The sequence below is a fragment of the Agarivorans sp. MS3-6 genome (assembly GCF_054112545.1).
The window spans coordinates 3972282-3990196 of the sequence record NZ_CM134202.1; the positions used below are offsets into that span (position 1 = coordinate 3972282).

19 protein-coding genes are annotated in these 17915 nt (G+C 44.7%); 18 read left to right on the plus strand and 1 reads right to left on the minus strand.

All coding sequences use genetic code 11. The annotated features are described in order from the left end of the window. Positions 1-25: 25 nt before the first annotated feature. The 18 genes from ACVFI8_RS18315 to ACVFI8_RS18400 all read left to right on the plus strand — a co-directional run bounded on the left by ACVFI8_RS18315 (position 26) and on the right by ACVFI8_RS18400 (position 15946). Positions 26-1240 carry an IscS subfamily cysteine desulfurase gene (locus ACVFI8_RS18315; RefSeq protein ID WP_248712153.1) on the plus strand — a complete coding sequence of 405 codons (1215 nt, stop codon included), beginning with the start codon at positions 26-28 and terminating at the stop codon, positions 1238-1240. Positions 1241-1271: 31 nt separating this feature from the next. Beyond that, on the plus strand, positions 1272-1655 hold the full coding sequence (gene iscU / locus ACVFI8_RS18320; protein ID WP_248712152.1) for a Fe-S cluster assembly scaffold IscU: 384 nt from the start codon (positions 1272-1274) through the stop codon (positions 1653-1655). Positions 1656-1673: 18 nt separating this feature from the next. Next, positions 1674-1997 carry an iron-sulfur cluster assembly protein IscA gene (gene iscA, locus ACVFI8_RS18325; protein WP_248712151.1) on the plus strand — a complete coding sequence of 108 codons (324 nt, stop codon included), beginning with the start codon at positions 1674-1676 and terminating at the stop codon, positions 1995-1997. A 12-nt stretch (positions 1998-2009) separates the two neighbouring features. Further along, complete coding sequence (gene hscB, locus ACVFI8_RS18330) at positions 2010-2528, plus strand: co-chaperone HscB (RefSeq protein WP_457872227.1); 519 nt, start codon at positions 2010-2012, stop codon at positions 2526-2528. A 5-nt stretch (positions 2529-2533) separates the two neighbouring features. After that, complete coding sequence (gene hscA / locus ACVFI8_RS18335) at positions 2534-4387, plus strand: Fe-S protein assembly chaperone HscA (RefSeq protein WP_457872229.1); 1854 nt, start codon at positions 2534-2536, stop codon at positions 4385-4387. A 1-nt stretch (position 4388) separates the two neighbouring features. After that, on the plus strand, positions 4389-4727 hold the full coding sequence (fdx, locus tag ACVFI8_RS18340; protein ID WP_137672809.1) for an ISC system 2Fe-2S type ferredoxin: 339 nt from the start codon (positions 4389-4391) through the stop codon (positions 4725-4727). Between the two features lie 11 nt (positions 4728-4738). Then, positions 4739-4939: a Fe-S cluster assembly protein IscX gene (iscX, locus tag ACVFI8_RS18345; protein ID WP_137672810.1), complete on the plus strand. Its 201-nt coding sequence runs from the start codon at positions 4739-4741 to the stop codon at positions 4937-4939. Positions 4940-4982: 43 nt separating this feature from the next. Beyond that, on the plus strand, positions 4983-6272 hold the full coding sequence (gene pepB / locus ACVFI8_RS18350) for an aminopeptidase PepB (RefSeq protein WP_457872230.1): 1290 nt from the start codon (positions 4983-4985) through the stop codon (positions 6270-6272). A gap of 68 nt (positions 6273-6340) precedes the next feature. Beyond that, positions 6341-6766 carry a nucleoside-diphosphate kinase gene (gene ndk / locus ACVFI8_RS18355; protein ID WP_248712147.1) on the plus strand — a complete coding sequence of 142 codons (426 nt, stop codon included), beginning with the start codon at positions 6341-6343 and terminating at the stop codon, positions 6764-6766. A 157-nt stretch (positions 6767-6923) separates the two neighbouring features. Beyond that, complete coding sequence (locus ACVFI8_RS18360) at positions 6924-8042, plus strand: bifunctional tRNA (adenosine(37)-C2)-methyltransferase TrmG/ribosomal RNA large subunit methyltransferase RlmN (RefSeq protein ID WP_248712146.1); 1119 nt, start codon at positions 6924-6926, stop codon at positions 8040-8042. Positions 8043-8064: 22 nt separating this feature from the next. After that, positions 8065-8838, plus strand: coding sequence for a type IV pilus biogenesis/stability protein PilW (pilW, locus tag ACVFI8_RS18365; RefSeq protein ID WP_457872232.1), 774 nt, complete (start codon positions 8065-8067; stop codon positions 8836-8838). After that, positions 8828-9826, plus strand: a complete 999-nt coding sequence (locus ACVFI8_RS18370; protein ID WP_457872233.1) for a RodZ domain-containing protein — start codon at positions 8828-8830, stop codon at positions 9824-9826. Before pilW ends, ACVFI8_RS18370 begins: the two co-directional genes overlap by 11 nt. A gap of 25 nt (positions 9827-9851) precedes the next feature. Continuing rightward, positions 9852-10943 (plus strand): flavodoxin-dependent (E)-4-hydroxy-3-methylbut-2-enyl-diphosphate synthase, encoded by a 1092-nt coding sequence (gene ispG / locus ACVFI8_RS18375; RefSeq protein ID WP_248712143.1) that lies wholly within the window; start codon positions 9852-9854, stop codon positions 10941-10943. Positions 10944-11039: 96 nt separating this feature from the next. Next, positions 11040-12317 (plus strand): histidine--tRNA ligase, encoded by a 1278-nt coding sequence (hisS, locus tag ACVFI8_RS18380; protein WP_457872234.1) that lies wholly within the window; start codon positions 11040-11042, stop codon positions 12315-12317. A 13-nt stretch (positions 12318-12330) separates the two neighbouring features. After that, positions 12331-12966 (plus strand): YfgM family protein, encoded by a 636-nt coding sequence (locus tag ACVFI8_RS18385; RefSeq protein WP_248712141.1) that lies wholly within the window; start codon positions 12331-12333, stop codon positions 12964-12966. Next, positions 12959-14149, plus strand: coding sequence for an outer membrane protein assembly factor BamB (gene bamB / locus ACVFI8_RS18390; protein WP_248712140.1), 1191 nt, complete (start codon positions 12959-12961; stop codon positions 14147-14149). The genes ACVFI8_RS18385 and bamB overlap by 8 nt, the downstream gene beginning before the upstream one ends. Positions 14150-14233: 84 nt before the next feature. Next, positions 14234-15703: a ribosome biogenesis GTPase Der gene (der, locus tag ACVFI8_RS18395; protein WP_248712139.1), complete on the plus strand. Its 1470-nt coding sequence runs from the start codon at positions 14234-14236 to the stop codon at positions 15701-15703. Positions 15704-15715: 12 nt separating this feature from the next. Then, positions 15716-15946, plus strand: a complete 231-nt coding sequence (locus tag ACVFI8_RS18400; RefSeq protein ID WP_457872235.1) for a zinc ribbon domain-containing protein — start codon at positions 15716-15718, stop codon at positions 15944-15946. A 41-nt stretch (positions 15947-15987) separates the two neighbouring features. On the opposite strand, the gene ACVFI8_RS18405 is transcribed toward ACVFI8_RS18400, so the two are convergent. Further along, on the minus strand, positions 15988-17808 hold the full coding sequence (locus tag ACVFI8_RS18405; protein WP_457872236.1) for an alpha/beta fold hydrolase: 1821 nt from the start codon (positions 17806-17808) through the stop codon (positions 15988-15990). Positions 17809-17915: the final 107 nt, after the last annotated feature.

Genomic DNA, 17915 nt, shown 5'->3' on the forward strand with positions numbered 1-17915 from the left:
CGCAGAGTAGTAATGGAGAGCTTTAATGAAATTGCCAATTTATCTGGATTATTCAGCCACTACACCGGTTGACCCTCGTGTAGCTGAAAAGATGATGCAATACCTAAGTGTCGACGGTATATATGGAAACCCGGCTTCTCGCTCGCACCGTTTTGGGTGGCAAGCAGAAGAAGCTGTTGATGTGGCTCGTAATCAAATTGCCGAGTTAGTAAATGCTGACCCACGAGAGATCGTATTTACTTCAGGTGCGACTGAATCAAACAATTTAGCAATCAAAGGCGCTGCCCATTTTTACAATAAACGCGGTAAGCACATTATTACCTGTAAAACTGAGCACAAAGCTGTATTAGACACTTGCCGCCAGTTAGAGCGTGAAGGCTTTGAAGTGACTTACCTCGAGCCAGAAAGTAACGGTGTAATTAGCTTAGACAAGTTAACAGAGGCAATGCGCGAAGATACCGTGCTGGTTAGTATCATGCACGTGAATAACGAAATTGGCGTGATTCAAGATATCAATGCTATCGGAGAATTATGTCGCTCACGTAAAGTTTTATTTCATGTCGATGCTGCGCAAAGTGCAGGTAAAATCGACATTGATTTACACGCTTTGCCAGTAGATATGATGTCGTTTTCAGCACATAAAATGTATGGTCCAAAAGGTATTGGAGCTCTGTATGTTCAACGTAAACCCCGTATTCGCTTAGAAGCGCAAATGCATGGTGGTGGACATGAACGCGGCATGCGCTCTGGCACTCTGCCTACCCACCAAATTGTTGGTATGGGTGAGGCCTTTGCGATAGCTAAACAAGACATGGCTAAAGACAACGAACATGTTCACGCATTACGTGACCGTTTCTGGGCTGGCATAAAAGATATTGAAGAAACTTACGTTAATGGTGATTTTGACCAGCGTGTTGTAGGCAACCTAAATGTGAGTTTTGCATATGTTGAAGGTGAATCGTTGATTATGGCACTGAAAGATTTAGCCGTATCATCTGGCTCTGCCTGTACCTCTGCCAGCTTAGAACCTTCGTATGTTCTACGTGCTCTAGGGCTTGAAGATGAATTAGCACATAGCTCTATTCGTTTCTCATTTGGTCGTTTTACTACTGAAGAAGAAATTGATTATGCAGTTAAAGTTATTAATGAAGGAATAGGGCGCCTCCGCGAAATGTCTCCACTGTGGGACATGTTTAAAGACGGAGTTGACCTAAGTCAGGTCGAGTGGGCTCATCACTAAGCACTATATTTAACGGATTTGGAGAAGTATCATGGCTTACAGCGAAAAAGTAATTGATCACTATGAAAACCCACGTAATGTTGGGGCGTTTGAAGACAAAGAAGATAGTCATATCGGTACCGGTATGGTTGGCGCGCCAGCGTGTGGCGATGTAATGAAGTTACAACTAAAAGTTAGCGACAGCGGTATTATTGAAGATGCCCGTTTTAAGACTTATGGTTGTGGTTCAGCTATCGCTTCTAGCTCACTAGTGACAGAATGGGTAAAAGGCAAAAGTTTAGATGAAGCAGAATCGTTGAAAAACACTGATATTGCTGAAGAGCTGGCTTTACCTCCGGTGAAAATTCACTGTTCAATCTTAGCTGAAGACGCAATCAAAGCAGCGATTGCAGATTATAAGAAGAAAAACGCGTAGTAGTTTTAAGGATCCGTTATGGCTGTATCACTGACCGAATCAGCAGCAACCCATGTTAGCCAATTCTTAGGTAATCGTGGCTCAGGCTCTGGAGTACGCTTAGGTGTTAGAACCTCTGGCTGCTCCGGAATGGCTTATATTCTTGAGTTTGTTGACCAGCTCGCTGAGGATGACAAAGTGTTTGAAAGTCACGGTGTAAATATCATTGTTGACGAAAAAAGCTTACTTTATATCGATGGAACTCAGTTGGATTTTGTTAAAGAAGGTCTAAACGAAGGCTTTGTATTTAATAACCCTAATGTATCCGGAGAGTGCGGTTGCGGAGAGAGTTTTAGCGTCTAAATGGAACACGCTATGAATTATTTTGAATTATTCTCTCTAAGCACAACATATCAGCTAGACCTTCAAGGTTTAGCTGTTTCTTATAGAGAGTTACAACAGAAATACCATCCGGATAATTTCGCTGCTGATGCAACTGAAAATCAAGTTCAGGTTATGCAAAAAGCCGCGCAAATAAATGATGCCTACCAAACATTGAAAGATCCTTTGTCTCGCGCTCAATACTTACTGAGTCTGCAGGGCATTGAGCTAGGTGGCGAACAGCAGACGATTAATGACATTGAGTTTTTGATGAGTCAAATGGCGCTTAGGGAGCAGTTGGCGGAAATAGAAAACGCTGCTGATCCTGAACAAGCTATTGATGACTTTTCCAAACAACTCAAGCAACAGCGAAGTGACTTGAGCTCAAGCTTTGAAAAAGCCTACAATGAGCAAAACTTTACCTTTGCTGCCGATCAAGTTCGTAAGCTTAAATTTTATGCACGTTTGCAACAGCAGTTGCTTCAACTCGAAGAGAAAATCTTAGATTATTAATCTATATGGCATTACTACAAATTGCAGAGCCTGGGCAATCGGCTGTTCCTCACCAACATAAATTAGCAGTAGGTATCGATTTAGGTACTACTAATTCTCTTGTAGCTACTGTGCGCAGCGGAAAATCTGTTACTTTAGCCGACCATAGTGGCAATACCTTATTACCTTCGGTTGTGCGTTATCACGATAAAGGTATTGATGTTGGCCTCGCCGCTCGAGCACAGGCAGTTACAGATCCACATAATACCATTACGTCAGTGAAACGTTTGTTGGGCAAGGCGAGCTCAGATATAGATACTTCGACCTTACCTTATCTTTTTGCGGATAGCAGCTCTCCGCAAATCCAAACGGTTAGCGGTATTGTGAATCCTATTCAGGTGTCCGCAGAGATCCTTAAAAGCCTTGCCAAGCGTGCTAGCGAGTCGTTGCAGGGTGAGCCTGACGGCGTAGTGATTACTGTACCGGCCTATTTCGATGATGCCCAGCGACAAGGTACTAAAGACGCCGCTCAGTTAGCGGGCTTACATGTATTACGTCTGCTCAACGAACCTACCGCTGCCGCGATTGCTTACGGGCTAGACAGCGGTGATGAAGGCGTTATTGCTATTTATGATTTAGGGGGTGGTACTTTTGATATTTCAATTTTGCGTTTATCAAAAGGTGTATTCCAAGTATTAGCCACTGGCGGAGATTCTGCTTTAGGTGGCGATGATTTCGATGACGCTTTAGTTGAATGGATCGCTGAGCAGGCCAAAATTACCGGTCAGCGATCTGCGCAATTGCAGCGCGAGTTGTCACGCGTCGCTAATCAAATTAAGGTGAGTTTATCTGATCAACAACAAGCCGAAGTTAGCCTAGCCACTGATGGCGTAAACTGGCAGGGGGCGATTACCCGTGATCAATTTGATGAGCTCATTGCAGCGTTAGTTAAGCGTACGATTCGCGCGTGTCGTAGAGCCTTACGTGACGCCGAGGTTGAGCTTGAAGATGTTGGTAATGTGGTTATGGTTGGCGGGTCTACGCGGGTGCCTAAAGTACGTGCCGATGTGGCCAGCTTTTTCGGTAAGCAACCTTTAACTAACATCGACCCAGACCAAGTGGTGGCCTTAGGCGCTGCTATTCAGGCTGATACATTAGTGGGTAACAAAAAAGACGGCGAGTTGTTGCTACTTGATGTCACACCGTTGTCTTTGGGTATTGAAACCATGGGCGGCTTGGTTGAAAAAGTTATTCCGCGCAATACCACTATTCCGGTTGCTCGCGCACAAGAATTTACAACCTTTAAAGATGGCCAAACAGCCATGGCTATTCACGCGGTTCAGGGCGAGCGAGAGTTAGTGGATGATTGTCGCTCATTGGCTAAGTTTGCGCTGAAAGGGATCCCTCCCTTAGCTGCTGGTGCAGCGCATATTCGGGTGACCTTTCAAGTTGATGCCGATGGTTTGCTGTCTGTTACCGCGATGGAAAAATCAACCGGTGTTCAATCGTCGGTGGAAGTTAAACCGTCTTATGGTTTAGCCGACGAAGAAGTGGCCAGAATGCTTAAAGACTCTATCACCAACGCTAAACATGATGTCAGCATGCGGATGTTACGCGAGCAACAGGTGGAAGCCGCGCGTTTCATAGAAGATATGAGTGCAGCCCTCGCTGAAAGTGGATCTCGCTTGTTAGACGAAACAGAGCGTCAGCAAATAGAGCTAGCGATGCAAGCGTTGGCGACAGTAGCGGCTGCTGATAAGGTGCCTGCCATTGAGCAAGCCATTAAGCAACTCGATAGTATTAGTCAAGACTTCGCTGCAAGGCGAATGGATGATTCGATTAAACAGGCTTTAACCGGCCAGCAAGTAGATAGGATTTAAGATGCCTAAAGTGATTTTCTTACCCAACGAAGACTTATGTCCCGAAGGGTCTGTAGTAGAAGCAAAAGAAGGTGAAAGCGTACTAGATATCGCACTGCGTGAGGGTATCGATATTGAACATGCCTGCGAAAAATCATGCGCCTGCACCACTTGCCACGTGATTGTTCGAGAAGGTTTTGATTCTTTAGAAGAAAGCGACGAGCTCGAAGATGACATGTTAGACAAGGCTTGGGGCTTAGAGCCTGAATCTCGACTTGGTTGTCAGGCTTTAGTAGCCGATGAAGATTTAGTGGTAGAAATCCCTAAATACACGATTAATATGGTGTCTGAACAACATTAAGGAAACTTGCTATGGGGTTGCGTTGGATAGATGTAGAGCAAATTGCGATAGAACTGGCCGAGCAATTCCCTGAGCAGGACCCAAAACAAGTTCGGTTTACCGATTTACACCAATGGGTTTGTCAATTGGACGATTTTGAAGATGAACCCCAACATAGCAATGAGCGCATTTTGGAAGCAATTATTTTAGCCTGGATGGATGAACTAGACTAAATTCCAGTGGCTTGTTGTCAATGAGTAACATGAGGAAGTATTGATGACCGCCGTTATGGACCTAGTATTATGTGCAAAACCCGCTGCTGCTCAATGGGGCGACAACGCCCTGATCAGCTTTGAAGCGAATCAAGTTAATGTGCATGTTACTTCGCAAGGCGCATCCCGCCTACAAGATATTCAAAAAGCCGCGCGTAAATTAGATTCTCAAGGCTTAAAGCACCTTTCTTTTATTGGTGATAGTTGGGACTTAGAAGCCTGCTGGGCTTTTTATCAAGGCTATTACAATGCCAAGCAAGACAATCAACTTGATGTAGTGGTGCTTAGCGACGCAGACTTACAGCGTTTTAATGCGCTTAAAATTTCAGCTGATTGGACCCGCAAAACGATAAATTTGGGTCCCGCTGAAATCTACCCGCAAAGTCTCTGTGAGTCAGCAGCAAGCTTTTTAAACGCTTTAGCGCCCGATTGTGTATCCCATACCATTATTTCGGGGGATGACTTATTAGCCGAGGGTTGGGTTGGTACTTATCAAGTGGGTAAGGGCAGTAGCCGAGCGCCGGCGATGTTGCAGCTTGACTTTAACCCCTCTGGTAAGCCTGACGAACCAATAGCCTTCGCGTTAGTGGGCAAAGGTATTACGTTTGATTCTGGTGGTTATAGCATCAAACCCTCTGATGGCATGTCAATTATGAAAAGCGATATGGGAGGCGCGGCAACGGTAACGGGGGGCTTGGGTTTGGCGATTGCCAATGGCCTGAATAAGCGCGTTAAGCTGTTTTTATGTTGCGCTGAAAATATGGTTTCTGGCGAAGCTTACAAGCTTGGTGATGTTATTACCTACAAAAATGGTGTTTCTGTAGAAGTATTAAATACCGATGCTGAAGGGCGCTTGGTGCTGGCCGATGGTTTAATTGCCGCTAGTGAAGTTAAGCCTGACAAAATTATCGATGCCGCTACTCTTACCGGTGCGGCCAAAATGGCTTTAGGGCGCGATTACAACGCCGTATTTGGGTTTGATGATGAGATGGTGCATCAGGCCCTTCAGGCCGCTAAAGCTGAATACGAAAAAGCGTGGCCGTTGCCACTTGAGCCTTTTCATAAGGGGCAAATTGGTTCTGCGTTTGCAGATATAGCCAATATTTCATCTGGCGAAGGGATGGCCGGGGCTTCAACCGCAGCAGCTTTTTTAGCGCACTTTGTTGAAAATGCGGAACAAAATTGGTTACATTTTGATTTATCTGGTTCATATCAAAAATCAGCCAACGCACTTTGGGCAACGGGTGCGAAAGGTCATGGTATTCGCACCATTTCTAGGTTGTTAAGCGAGTAGAGCTAACTTATTATTCGATAACGATATCAATTGATTGGTATTAATTATTTATACAATGGAGCGAGTAAATGGCGTTAGAACGGACTTTTTCTATACTTAAACCTGATGTTGTGGCCAAAGATGCCATTGGTGCAGTTTATGCCCGTATGGAATCTGCAGGTTTACGGTTGGTCGCAGCTAAAATGTTGCATTTAACACAAGAGCAAGCTGCCGGTTTTTATGCCGAGCATGATGGAAAACCTTTTTATGCTCCGTTAATTGAATTCATGACATCGGGTCCAATAATGGTACAAGTGTTGGAAGGTGAAAATGCCGTTCAGCGCTATCGGGATCTACTTGGCGCGACTAATCCAGCGGAAGCTGCTGCCGGTACCTTGCGTCATGATTTTGGTACGGCTATGCCGCCTAATGGTACTCATGGCTCAGATTCCCCCGAATCTGCCGCAAGAGAAATAGCCTATTTCTTTGATGACAATGAAATTTGTCCAAGATAGAACCAAAGGGGCTTAGGCCCCTTTTTACATTGCTGAATAAAAGGTATTACATCAATAGCTGCCAAATGGCCCTGAATACCGAGTTTAACTGGTATTTTGCCGTCATAATTTGTACAATTCGGCGCTTTTTTTAAATGGTCAGTCGTGGAGTTAAGCGATGAGTGAAACAAAAACAAATTTACTTGATTTTAACCGAGATGGATTACGTCAGTTTTTCGCAGAGATCGGAGAAAAACCATTTCGTGCTGATCAAGTAATGAAGTGGATTTATCACTTTGGTGTAGACGACTTCGATCAAATGAATAATATTAATAAAGTATTGCGTGAGAAGCTTAAAAAGGTTGCTGAAGTAAAAGCACCAGAGATAAGCACCGAACAGCGCAGTGCTGATGGCACGATTAAATGGGCCATGTTAGTTGCTGGTCAAGAAATTGAAACGGTATACATCCCTGAAGGAGACCGTGCGACGTTATGCGTGTCTTCTCAAGTGGGCTGCGCCTTGGAGTGTACTTTCTGCTCTACTGGTCAGCAGGGGTTCAATCGCAACCTAAAAGTATCTGATATTATTGGTCAAGTGTGGCGCGCAGCTCAAGTTATTGGCCATAAAGGCATTGAGGGCAAGCGACCTATTACCAATGTGGTAATGATGGGGATGGGTGAGCCTTTGCTTAATCTCAATAACTTGGTGCCTGCTTTAGAACTCATGTTAGATGACAACGGGTATGGATTAAGTAAGCGAAGAGTCACGGTGAGTACTTCTGGTGTAGTGCCAGCCCTTGATAAACTGGGTGACCAAATAGACGTGGCGTTGGCAATTTCTTTGCACGCTTCAAACGACAAGCTGCGTAGTGAAATTATGCCAATCAATGATAAATACAACATTGAATCGTTTTTAGCGGCGGTTAAGCGCTATATCGACAAATCGAATGCCAACCGCGGTAAGGTAACCGTAGAGTATGTTTTACTAAATGGTGTAAACGACTCAATGGAACAAGCGCATGAGTTAGCCGAAGTTTTACGCGATACACCATGTAAAATTAACTTGATCCCATTTAATCCTTACCCCGGCTCACCCTTTACCAAGCCTAGCAATAGTAGGGTTGATCGTTTTTGTAAGGTGTTGATGGAATATGGCTCAACAGTAGTGGTTCGTAAAACCCGCGGTGATGATATAGATGCAGCTTGTGGTCAGTTAGCAGGTGATGTCGTAGACAGAACCAAAAGAACAATGAGAAAACGGATGCAACAGCAAGAAATTTCAGTCACAATTCAATAACTAACCTTATCGAAGGACGGATATGAAACGCTGGTTGTACTTGTTTTTGGTAGTGCTTTCTGTGACAGGTTGTGTCACAGAAACCCGAGTGAATGGCCAAGAAGTAAACAATAAAGATAAACAACTTGATAAAGATGCTGCGGCCAAAACTCGCATTAGTTTGGCCTTGCGCTATCTAGAAGCTGGTGATGCAGAGCAAGCAAAACGAAACCTTGAATTGTCTCAAGAACTCGCCCCTAACCTCGTTGACGTATATATTGCTCAAGCACACTTCTACCAGCAGGTAAGACAGCCTGATAGAGCCTTAGACGCTTATAAAAAAGCTAAGTCAATCGCGCCAAACAATGGCGATGTGTTGAATAACTATGGCGTTATGTTGTGTAAACAGAAGCACTATGAAGAAGCCGATGCCTTGTTTAACCAGGCCTTGGCTAACCCTGAATACGTTCAAGTAGCGGGTACTAATGAAAATGCTGGCCTGTGTGCGTTGACCGCTGGGCATCTGGATAAAGCGCTTGAATACTTCAGTAGTGCTTTGGCTTATAACATTCGTAGACCGGCTTCTTTGCTTGGTGCCAGTGAGGTTTATCTCCAGCAAAATAAACCCGAGCAAGCCAGATTATACTTACAACGTTATGATAGTATGTCAGAAACAACGGCTAAAAGTGCTTTTGCTTGGATCAGAGTAGAAAGTGCCGCTGACAATTTCGCCGAAGAGGCCCGCTGGGGACTAACTTTGCAACAACAATTCCCTAAATCAGAAGAAACTAAACGATATATGGCCAATGACTACTAAAATTGAATTAGAGCCTACTGAGCTCAGTGAAGATATTGAAGTTGTAAGTCCTGGCCAGATGCTTCAGGAAGCACGAGTCGCCGCGAACCTGAGCCAGAATCAGGTTGCAGAGAGGCTGAAACTGCGCCTGCAAGTGGTGGTAGACATTGAGGCAGACAGTTTTGATGGTGGCTTGTCGGTAACTTTTATCAAAGGCTATTTGCGTGGTTACGCTCGACTAGTCAACGTGTCTGAAGAGTTAATTCTGTCTAGTTACGCACACTTAAATGACGCCCAAGAACAGCGTACTGAAATGCAGAGTTTTTCTGGCCGGTTTAAGCAAGAGACACATGATAGCCGATTAATGAAGTTTACCTATTTTGTCGCCTTTGGGATTGTTGTTTTATTGGTTATTTGGTGGTGGCAAGAGAAAAACCAACAAGAAGAATTTGCTCCTCAAACTAGCAGTAATGCCGTCACCGATGTTCAACCTTCAGAGCCAGTAGCTGAAGTGAACCTAACCGCTGACTTATCAAGTTCTGAGGCTGAGTCTGTCGTTGCAGTTGACGCGCTTGAGCCGACGGTTGTTAACGAAGACAGCAATGCGCCTCTAGACCTTCCATCGAATGCTGATTCAGCAGCGATTGCCGATTTACCGAGCCAAGCCAGCGAGCTTGATGCCCCCGCTGAAACGGTTGCTGAGCCCCTCGCCGAAGTCATAGTAGAAACACCAGCCGAAGTCATTGTAGAAACACCAACGGAAGTGGCTGATTTACCGCTTAGCATGAGTTTTGAAAAAGAGTGCTGGGTAGAAATCCGTGATGCAACAGGTAAGCGATTAGTCGCGGCGATTAAGAAGGCGGGTGACAAACTATCAGTAACCGGCCCGGCCCCGTATAGTATCGTGCTAGGCACTTCTGTTGGGGTTAGCGTCAATTATGGCCAAGATAAAATAGACTTATCGTCATTTAAAAACGGTAAAGTTGTCCGTATGAAGATACCTAATTAACTAAATTTAAGACGTCGCGATTATTATGAACCAGCCAAGCCCAATTAAACGCCGTAAATCTAAGCAAATAATGGTGGGTAATGTTCCTGTCGGTGGTGATGCACCTATTTCCGTCCAGTCAATGACAAACACTCGCACCACTGATGTAGAGGCTACCGTTGATCAAATCAACCGTATCGCTGCAGTGGGTGGAGATATTGTGCGTGTATCAGTACCAACGATGGATGCAGCCGAAGCATTTAGACTCATAAAACAACAAGTGAATATTCCGCTTATTGCCGATATCCATTTTGATTACAGAATTGCCTTAAAAGTCGCTGAGTACGGTGCTGACTGTCTCCGAATTAATCCCGGTAATATTGGTAACGAGCAACGTATTCGCGCAGTTGTTGACGCAGCTAGAGACCGAAATATTCCTATTCGTATAGGCGTGAATGGCGGTTCTTTAGAAAAAGACTTACAAGAAAAGTATGGCGAACCCACCCCTGAAGCATTAGTTGAATCTGCGATGCGCCATGTAGATATTTTAGATAGGCTGAACTTCGACCAGTTTAAAGTGAGTGTGAAAGCTTCGGATGTATTTCTTGCGGTAGGTGCTTACCAAGGGCTTGCTTCTCGTATTGACCAGCCTCTTCACCTTGGAATTACCGAAGCTGGCGGCTTACGCAGTGGCTCGGTAAAATCTGCAGTGGGCTTAGGGATGCTGTTATCGCAAGGTATTGGCGATACTATTCGGGTATCGCTGGCTGCTGATCCAGTTGAAGAAATAAAGGTTGGTTTTGATATCCTCAAATCTCTACGAATTCGTTCTCGTGGGATTAACTTTATCGCTTGCCCAAGCTGTTCACGCCAAGAATTTGATGTGATTGCAACGGTGAATGCCTTAGAGCAGCGCTTAGAAGACATCGTAGAACCCATGGATGTATCGATTATTGGTTGTGTCGTCAATGGTCCCGGTGAAGCGTTGATATCAGATTTAGGCATTACAGGCAGTCAAAATAAAAGTGGTTTCTACCAAGATGGCGTCCGTCAAAAAGAACGTTTTGATAACGACAACTTAGTTGATGCGCTAGAAGCAAAAATACGTTCAAGAATAGCTGTGAAAAACATCAGCTGATAGCTTAACAGTAATAGATTAAATTTACCTAGATGGCTAAAGACCCTATAATCATGGGTCTTTAGTAGTTATTGACCTGTTTTATTCGAGATTATTGTGGCAAAACAAATACAAGCAATACGTGGCATGAATGATTGCTTGCCAAGTGATACACCCGCTTGGCAGAAAGTGGAATCGGTTATTCGCGAGGTCGTCGCCGCTTATGCTTATAACGAAATTCGAATGCCTGTTGTAGAAAGCACTAACCTGTTTAAGCGCTCTATCGGCGAAGTTACCGATATTGTGGAAAAAGAGATGTACACTTTTGAAGACCGCAATGGGGATAGCTTAACGCTGCGACCAGAGGGGACAGCATGTTGTGTTCGCGCGGGTAATCAAGCTGGCCTGCTATATAATCAAGAGCAGCGCTTGTGGTACATGGGACCAATGTTCCGCCATGAGCGTCCCCAAAAAGGCCGTTATCGTCAGTTTCACCAGCTAGGCATTGAGGCATTTGGTATGGCTAGTGCTGATATTGATGCTGAAGTTATTTTGTTGTCTGCACGATTTTGGAAGGCTTTTGGCCTTGAAAAACATGTGACTTTGCAACTCAATAGTTTGGGTTCAAATGAGGCCCGAGCTAATTATCGCGAAGCCTTAATTGCTTACCTTGAAGGACATAAAGACGCCTTAGATGAAGAATCTAAACGCCGAATGTATGATAACCCGCTACGGGTATTAGATAGTAAAAACCCTGAAGTACAAGCCGCTTTGGCTGACGCGCCAAGTTTAGCCGACTACCTTGATCAAGACAGTAAAACTCATTTCGAACAACTGTGTGCTTTGTTGGATAATGCAGGCATCGGCTATGAGCTTAACCCGCGCTTAGTGCGTGGGCTTGATTACTATAATCGCACAGTATTTGAGTGGGTCACGGATAGTTTAGGCTCACAGGGCACTGTTTGTGCTGGCGGCCGTTATGATGGCTTGGTTGAGCAATTGGGGGGCAAACCTACACCAGCCGTTGGTTTTGCCATGGGTATGGAACGCTTGGTATTGTTACTTGAAACTCTGGATTTGTTGGGTGAATTACCATCAACTGCCGATGTTTATGTGATCAATGCTGGAGAAGGGACACTTGGGGCGGCGTTTTCATTAGCTGAACAATTAAGAGATGCGTTACCCTCGGTGCGGACCATGAGTCACTGTGGTGGTGGTAACTTTAAAAAGCAATTTAAGCGGGCCGATAAATCGGGCGCTAAAGTAGCATTAATCATCGGCGAAGATGAGTTAGCTAACCAACAAGTTACCGTGAAGTACTTACGACAAGATATTCAACAGCAATGCGTGGCTCAAGATGAGTTAGTTGCCTTGCTTAATACCGTATTAGATTAGTTAAGGAGACACAGTGGACATTTATTCTACTGAGGAACAGCAAGTTCAAGCCATTAAAGATTGGTGGAAGAAAAACGGAACATCAGTGATTGGCGGTTCAGTTTTGGGTTTAGCCGCAGTGTTTGGTTGGCGCTATTTTGGTGAGTATCAAGTTGCTCAGCAAGAGGCCGCTTCTGATGCTTATCAGCAAGTTGTGACTCAAGTGGCGGGAAACACCGCAGAGCTCGCTCCATTAGCCAATTATGTTGCGGCTAATCAGGGCGACAAAAACTATTCGGTGTTTGCATCACTACTTTTAGCTAAAGAATTAGTGGCTAAAGAAGATTTTACACAAGCGCAAACCCAGCTGAACTTAGCTTTAGAGGGCGCACCTGAAGAGCTGAAAGGCTTAATTTATACACGCTTAGCCCGGGTACAAGCTCAGCAAGCGGCTTTTACAGATGCTTTAGCGAGTTTAGCTTTAGTTAGTGAGCCAGCGTTAACGGCGACGGTTGAGATAATTAAAGGGGATATTTATCTCCAGCAAGGCGACACCGATTTGGCGCGCCAAGCTTATCAAGCTGCTGTTGCGGCGGGTGCTAGTGAAGTTGACCCAAGTGTAAATATGAAACTGAACGATTTAACACAAGTAGAGGCTACTAATGGCTAAAGCGTGGCGTGGTGCTAGCTTAGCTTGTTTGCTGCTTGGTTTATCGGCGTGCTCTTTATTCAACACTGAAGAAGATGTTGTGCAAATGGCACCGGTCCCAGAGTTTGCTAATCAGTTCACCGTTGCTACGCAGTGGGAGTCTCGGGTTGGTAAAGGGGTTGAGCAGTTCTTTTCCGCTTTAACACCGGTCGTGGCCTATGACAGTATATTTGCCGCTGCTCGTTTTGGCGAAGTTAGCGCATACGGTTTAGCAGGAAAGCGCCTTTGGGTAACTGATTTATCGAAAGTTGAAAGTAACAATCAGTTTTCTGGAAATACGCCAAATGCTCGTATTTCAGGTGGTTTAACTGCTGCTTATAAACGAATTTACCTTGGCACTGAAAATGCTGACGTATTTGCGCTAGATGCTGAAAGCGGCGATATAGTATGGCAAGCCAAGGTTGCGGGTGAAGTTATCTCAACCCCTGCGGTTGAAGACAGCGTCGTGGTTATAATGACCAGCAATGGCCATTTAGTGGCTCTTGATGCGCACAGTGGTGAAGTTAAGTGGGACTCGAAAATTGATCAGCCTGCTTTGTCTTTACGCAGTAAAGCGCCGCCAATTATTTCTAATGGCGCTATTATCCTAGGTCGCAGTGACGGTAAGATTGGTCTTTATTTGCTCGAGAACGGGCAATTATTGTTTGAAACCAAACTGGCGCAACCTAAAGGTTCAACTGAAATTGACCGCATAGTTGATGTTGATAGTAAACCTGTCTTAGTGGGGTCACAATTATATGCCGTGGCCTATAATGGTAACTTGGTTTCAGTTAACTTACGTACCGGTGAAGAAGAGTGGAAACGCAGTTATTCCGCTTACCAGAATTTAGCCGGAGCAGGCTTAAATCTGTATGTAACCGATGCTAGCGATAATGTTTACGGCTTAGAGCGCAGTAATGGCGTTGAAAGTTGGACGCAAACAGCCTTATCGTATCGAATCGTGACCGCACCGGCGGTAGACGGCGGCTATATATTGGTCGGCGATAGCGAGGGTTACTTATACTGGTTAAACCGTGATAACGGCGAATTCGTCAGTAAAATGTTGGTAGATAAAAGCGGCTTATATGTTGCACCTGTGGTAACCTCCGACAAAATTATCATACAAGCACGAAATGGTAAGCTAATTGCGCTAGATCGCAGTTAAGTTTGTTATAATCGTGTATGAAAGGCTCATGGTTAATTAACCATGAGCCTTTGTCATGTCATATATTCATAAAAAGAGGCCCTTATGCTTCCTGTTGTTGCCCTAGTGGGACGTCCAAACGTTGGCAAATCTACATTATTTAATCGCCTTACACGGAGTAGGGATGCACTGGTTGCCGATTTCCCCGGATTAACTCGTGATCGCAAATATGGCCAAGCTAAAGTTGCCGAGCAGGAGTTCATTGTTATCGATACCGGCGGTATTGATGGCGATGAAGAAGGGATCGATGCAATGATGGCTCAACAATCGTTACAAGCGATTGAAGAAGCTGATGCTGTGCTCTTTTTAGTGGATGCGCGTTCGGGCATGACCGTGGCCGATGAGGCGATTGCCCACCACTTACGTAAGCAAGAAAAGAAAATTTTCTTGGTGGCTAATAAAACCGATGGCATCGACGCAGATGCCGCGTGTGGCGAGTTTTATGCGCTGGCATTAGGCGAAGTTCATCATATTGCCGCCGCTCATGGGCGTGGCGTAAATCTGTTACTTGAAGAGGCATTACGTCCGTTTGTCACTGAGCAATTAGAGAATCAAAGTGAAGAACCCGATTCTGAACTCGATGAACAGCGCGAGCTGAGTGAATCTGAGCTTGATAAGTTAGCCCAGCAGTTTGCAGACTTACCGATTAAACTGGCGATTGTTGGCCGGCCGAATGTGGGTAAGTCTACACTCACCAATCGTATTCTTGGCGAAGACCGTGTGGTGGTATACGACATGCCTGGAACCACCCGCGACAGCATCTATATTCCGATGCAGCGTGAGGATCAAGATTATATTTTGATTGACACTGCTGGGGTGCGTAAGCGCGGGAAAGTGACCGAAACGGTAGAAAAATTCTCTGTAATTAAAACCTTAAAAGCGATCGAAGATGCCAACGTTGTGATGTTGGTGATTGATGCTAAAGACGGTATTTCAGATCAAGATCTAAGTTTGCTAGGTTTTGTTCTTAATGCGGGTCGCGCATTGGTACTGGCTGTTAATAAGTGGGACGGCTTAGATAATGATCATAAAGAGCGAATAAAAACTGAATTAGACCGCCGTTTAGGTTTTATCGACTTTGCTCGCGTTCATTTCATCTCAGCCTTACACGGTACAGGTGTCGGTCATCTCTACGAATCGGTTCAAGAGGCTTATAGCAGCGCGACCAAGCGCGTGTCTACGTCATTACTGACTCGTATCATGCAAATGGCTCAAGATGACCACCAACCGCCGCTAGTGCGGGGGCGTCGGGTTAAGTTACGTTATGCTCATGCCGGTGGCTATAATCCGCCGCGCGTAGTGATTCATGGTAATCAAGTTAACTCGTTACCTGATTCATACAAACGCTATTTGATGAACTACTACCGTAAAGCATTGGAAATAATGGGGACACCGATCCGAGTCGAATTTAAAGAAGGTGAGAACCCATTCTCTGATAAGAAGTCAAAATTGACTATTGCGCAAGAACGTCGCCGTAAAAAAATGCAAAGTGTCAGTAAGTACAAAAAGAAATAACTGGAGTTAGCTATGAGTATTGAAATTGCTTGCCCTGAATGTGATGGCGAATTACAACACGAGCTTGATCATTGGGTATGTGGCGCTTGTCATCATAAATTTTTGCAACGGGTGCACTGTGACAAGTGTGATGTAGAATTAGAGGAACTGAAGGCGTGCGGTGCGGTGGATTATTTCTGTAATAGCTGTAACGAACTTAAATCGAAGCGTGCGGTTATTCGCCGCTTTGAAGCCATCAGTTAATAAGTACTAGGTGGCCTATGGCCACCTAGTACTTTTGCAGGCTAACGTTTGGCGATAGCCTCTAAGATATTAGGCCATTGCCGATAGATCATATAGTGGCCTTGATCAGGGTACACGGTGATGCTGGCATTTGCTGCTCGTTCGACAAAGCGCTCTGCTAACACCAATGGTATATGCTTGTCTTGCTCACCATGAAATAGCTGAGTGCTAAGCTTAACGTCTTCAATGTTGAACCCCCAAGGGGCCATGACTTGACGGACTTCATCAGAAAATGCGTTACCGCCCTGAGTTTTTGATTCCTTCAAGTAGCGGCCAAACTTATCTTTGAATTGCGGGCTTTCAAACAATTCAACGTCGGTGCCTTCCAAATCACGCGCCAACACTTTAAACAACTTATTCGGGTCTTTATGCAGGCCCTTGTCTAATATATTGGTGAATAAACGATGCATGCTTGGAAAGTCGCGGGCTAGCTTCATGTGCATTCGGTAGAGCTTTGCTGTGGCCTGATAATCGCTGTCGAAGGTGAGAGCGTCGCCGGAGCTGATGATTGTTAAGTGACTAATTTTTTCTGGTATCGTCGCGGCGCAACAAGCGGCGTACACCCCGCCCGTGGCATAACCAACCAGTTCCACTTTATCTAGATTCAAATGGGTTAACAGTGCGTTTAGATCTTCAGCCCATTTTAAAAAACTGTAGCCTTCGCAATAATCTGATCCGCCAAACCCCGGACGATCGACAGAAATTAAACGCAAACCTAATTGCTTAGCGATATCAATTTGGTCGAAAAAATTTTCTAGTCGACAACCTAAAATACTGTGGCAATAGACTAACGCTTTACCATTAGGGTCGCCGTATTCTTGATAACAAAGCACTCGTTGATCCGCTAAGGTGAAGTATTTAGCGTCGCTATTTTGTATTTCAGAAAACCCAAAATGGCGACTATTTTGCGATAACATTCCCCAAGGTCCTGTTAACACTAAGCTAGCTAACTCACTTTGACTACTAACCCCTGTTTTTTTGAATACCGATTTTAATTGTGTTCTGACGGTATTGTAACTAACAAAGATTTTATCAGCGATATCGGGAGGCGACATGCCTTGAGCGATGTAATTGACTATACGCGCTTCTTTAGGGGTAAGGTGGTAGCCGTCGGCGAAGGCGCCTAGATCAAGCTCTACGTCGGGACGAGAAGGTGAAATAAATACCACCACGCTGGCATTTCGCTCTAGGGTGGGGTTTTGTAAGTGATTTACGGGGCTTAAAATCACCATGGTTTGAACTTCAGTTTCGCCATCAATTTGTATTGGTAAACCACGGCTGCTTGATTCATTTGGTCCCAATGAAGAGAGTTCTTCAATGTATTTTTTGAGTAATCGAGTTGACTCGCTCTGTTGGGTGACCAAATTTTTATCTTTTTGATATAAGCCTTGGCCTAATTGAAGGGTTTCTTCTGCTAATTCGTTAGTCAGCAACACTTCACTTTGAGCGTTTACTAAAATTACCCCCACCGGTATGTGATCGAGTAAAGAGTTAAGTGAGTGATTTTTTTCTTCAAGTTGATAAATGCGCTTGGCAATATTGAGGGCTTGGTTAAAGTGCTCTAATAACAGCTGATTGCGCTGCGAGTATTGGCTCTCGACAATTGATAGTTGTGGAGAGACGGCGTCTAGCATTTGGCTTAATTTTGCTGACGAAGGGTCGTTACTTTCAGAACGCTGTAGTTCTGGCATCATGTAGAGGTGCTCAAGCAAGTCTGGCCAATATTCAGGTTCTGCTGCTGCTCGGTATATCATACCGATTAGCTGTTCCCTATTATCGACGCTGGTTAGCTCACGCTCCTTGTTGCTATCCGGTAAGTTCATAGTATTGCTGCTAATTTTGTTTATTTAATGGCTAGTTAATTACCAAGAATATGCGCCGCGCCTCTAGTTGGGCTTGGTCGTCACTTGTTCTGAACTGCAAACTAACT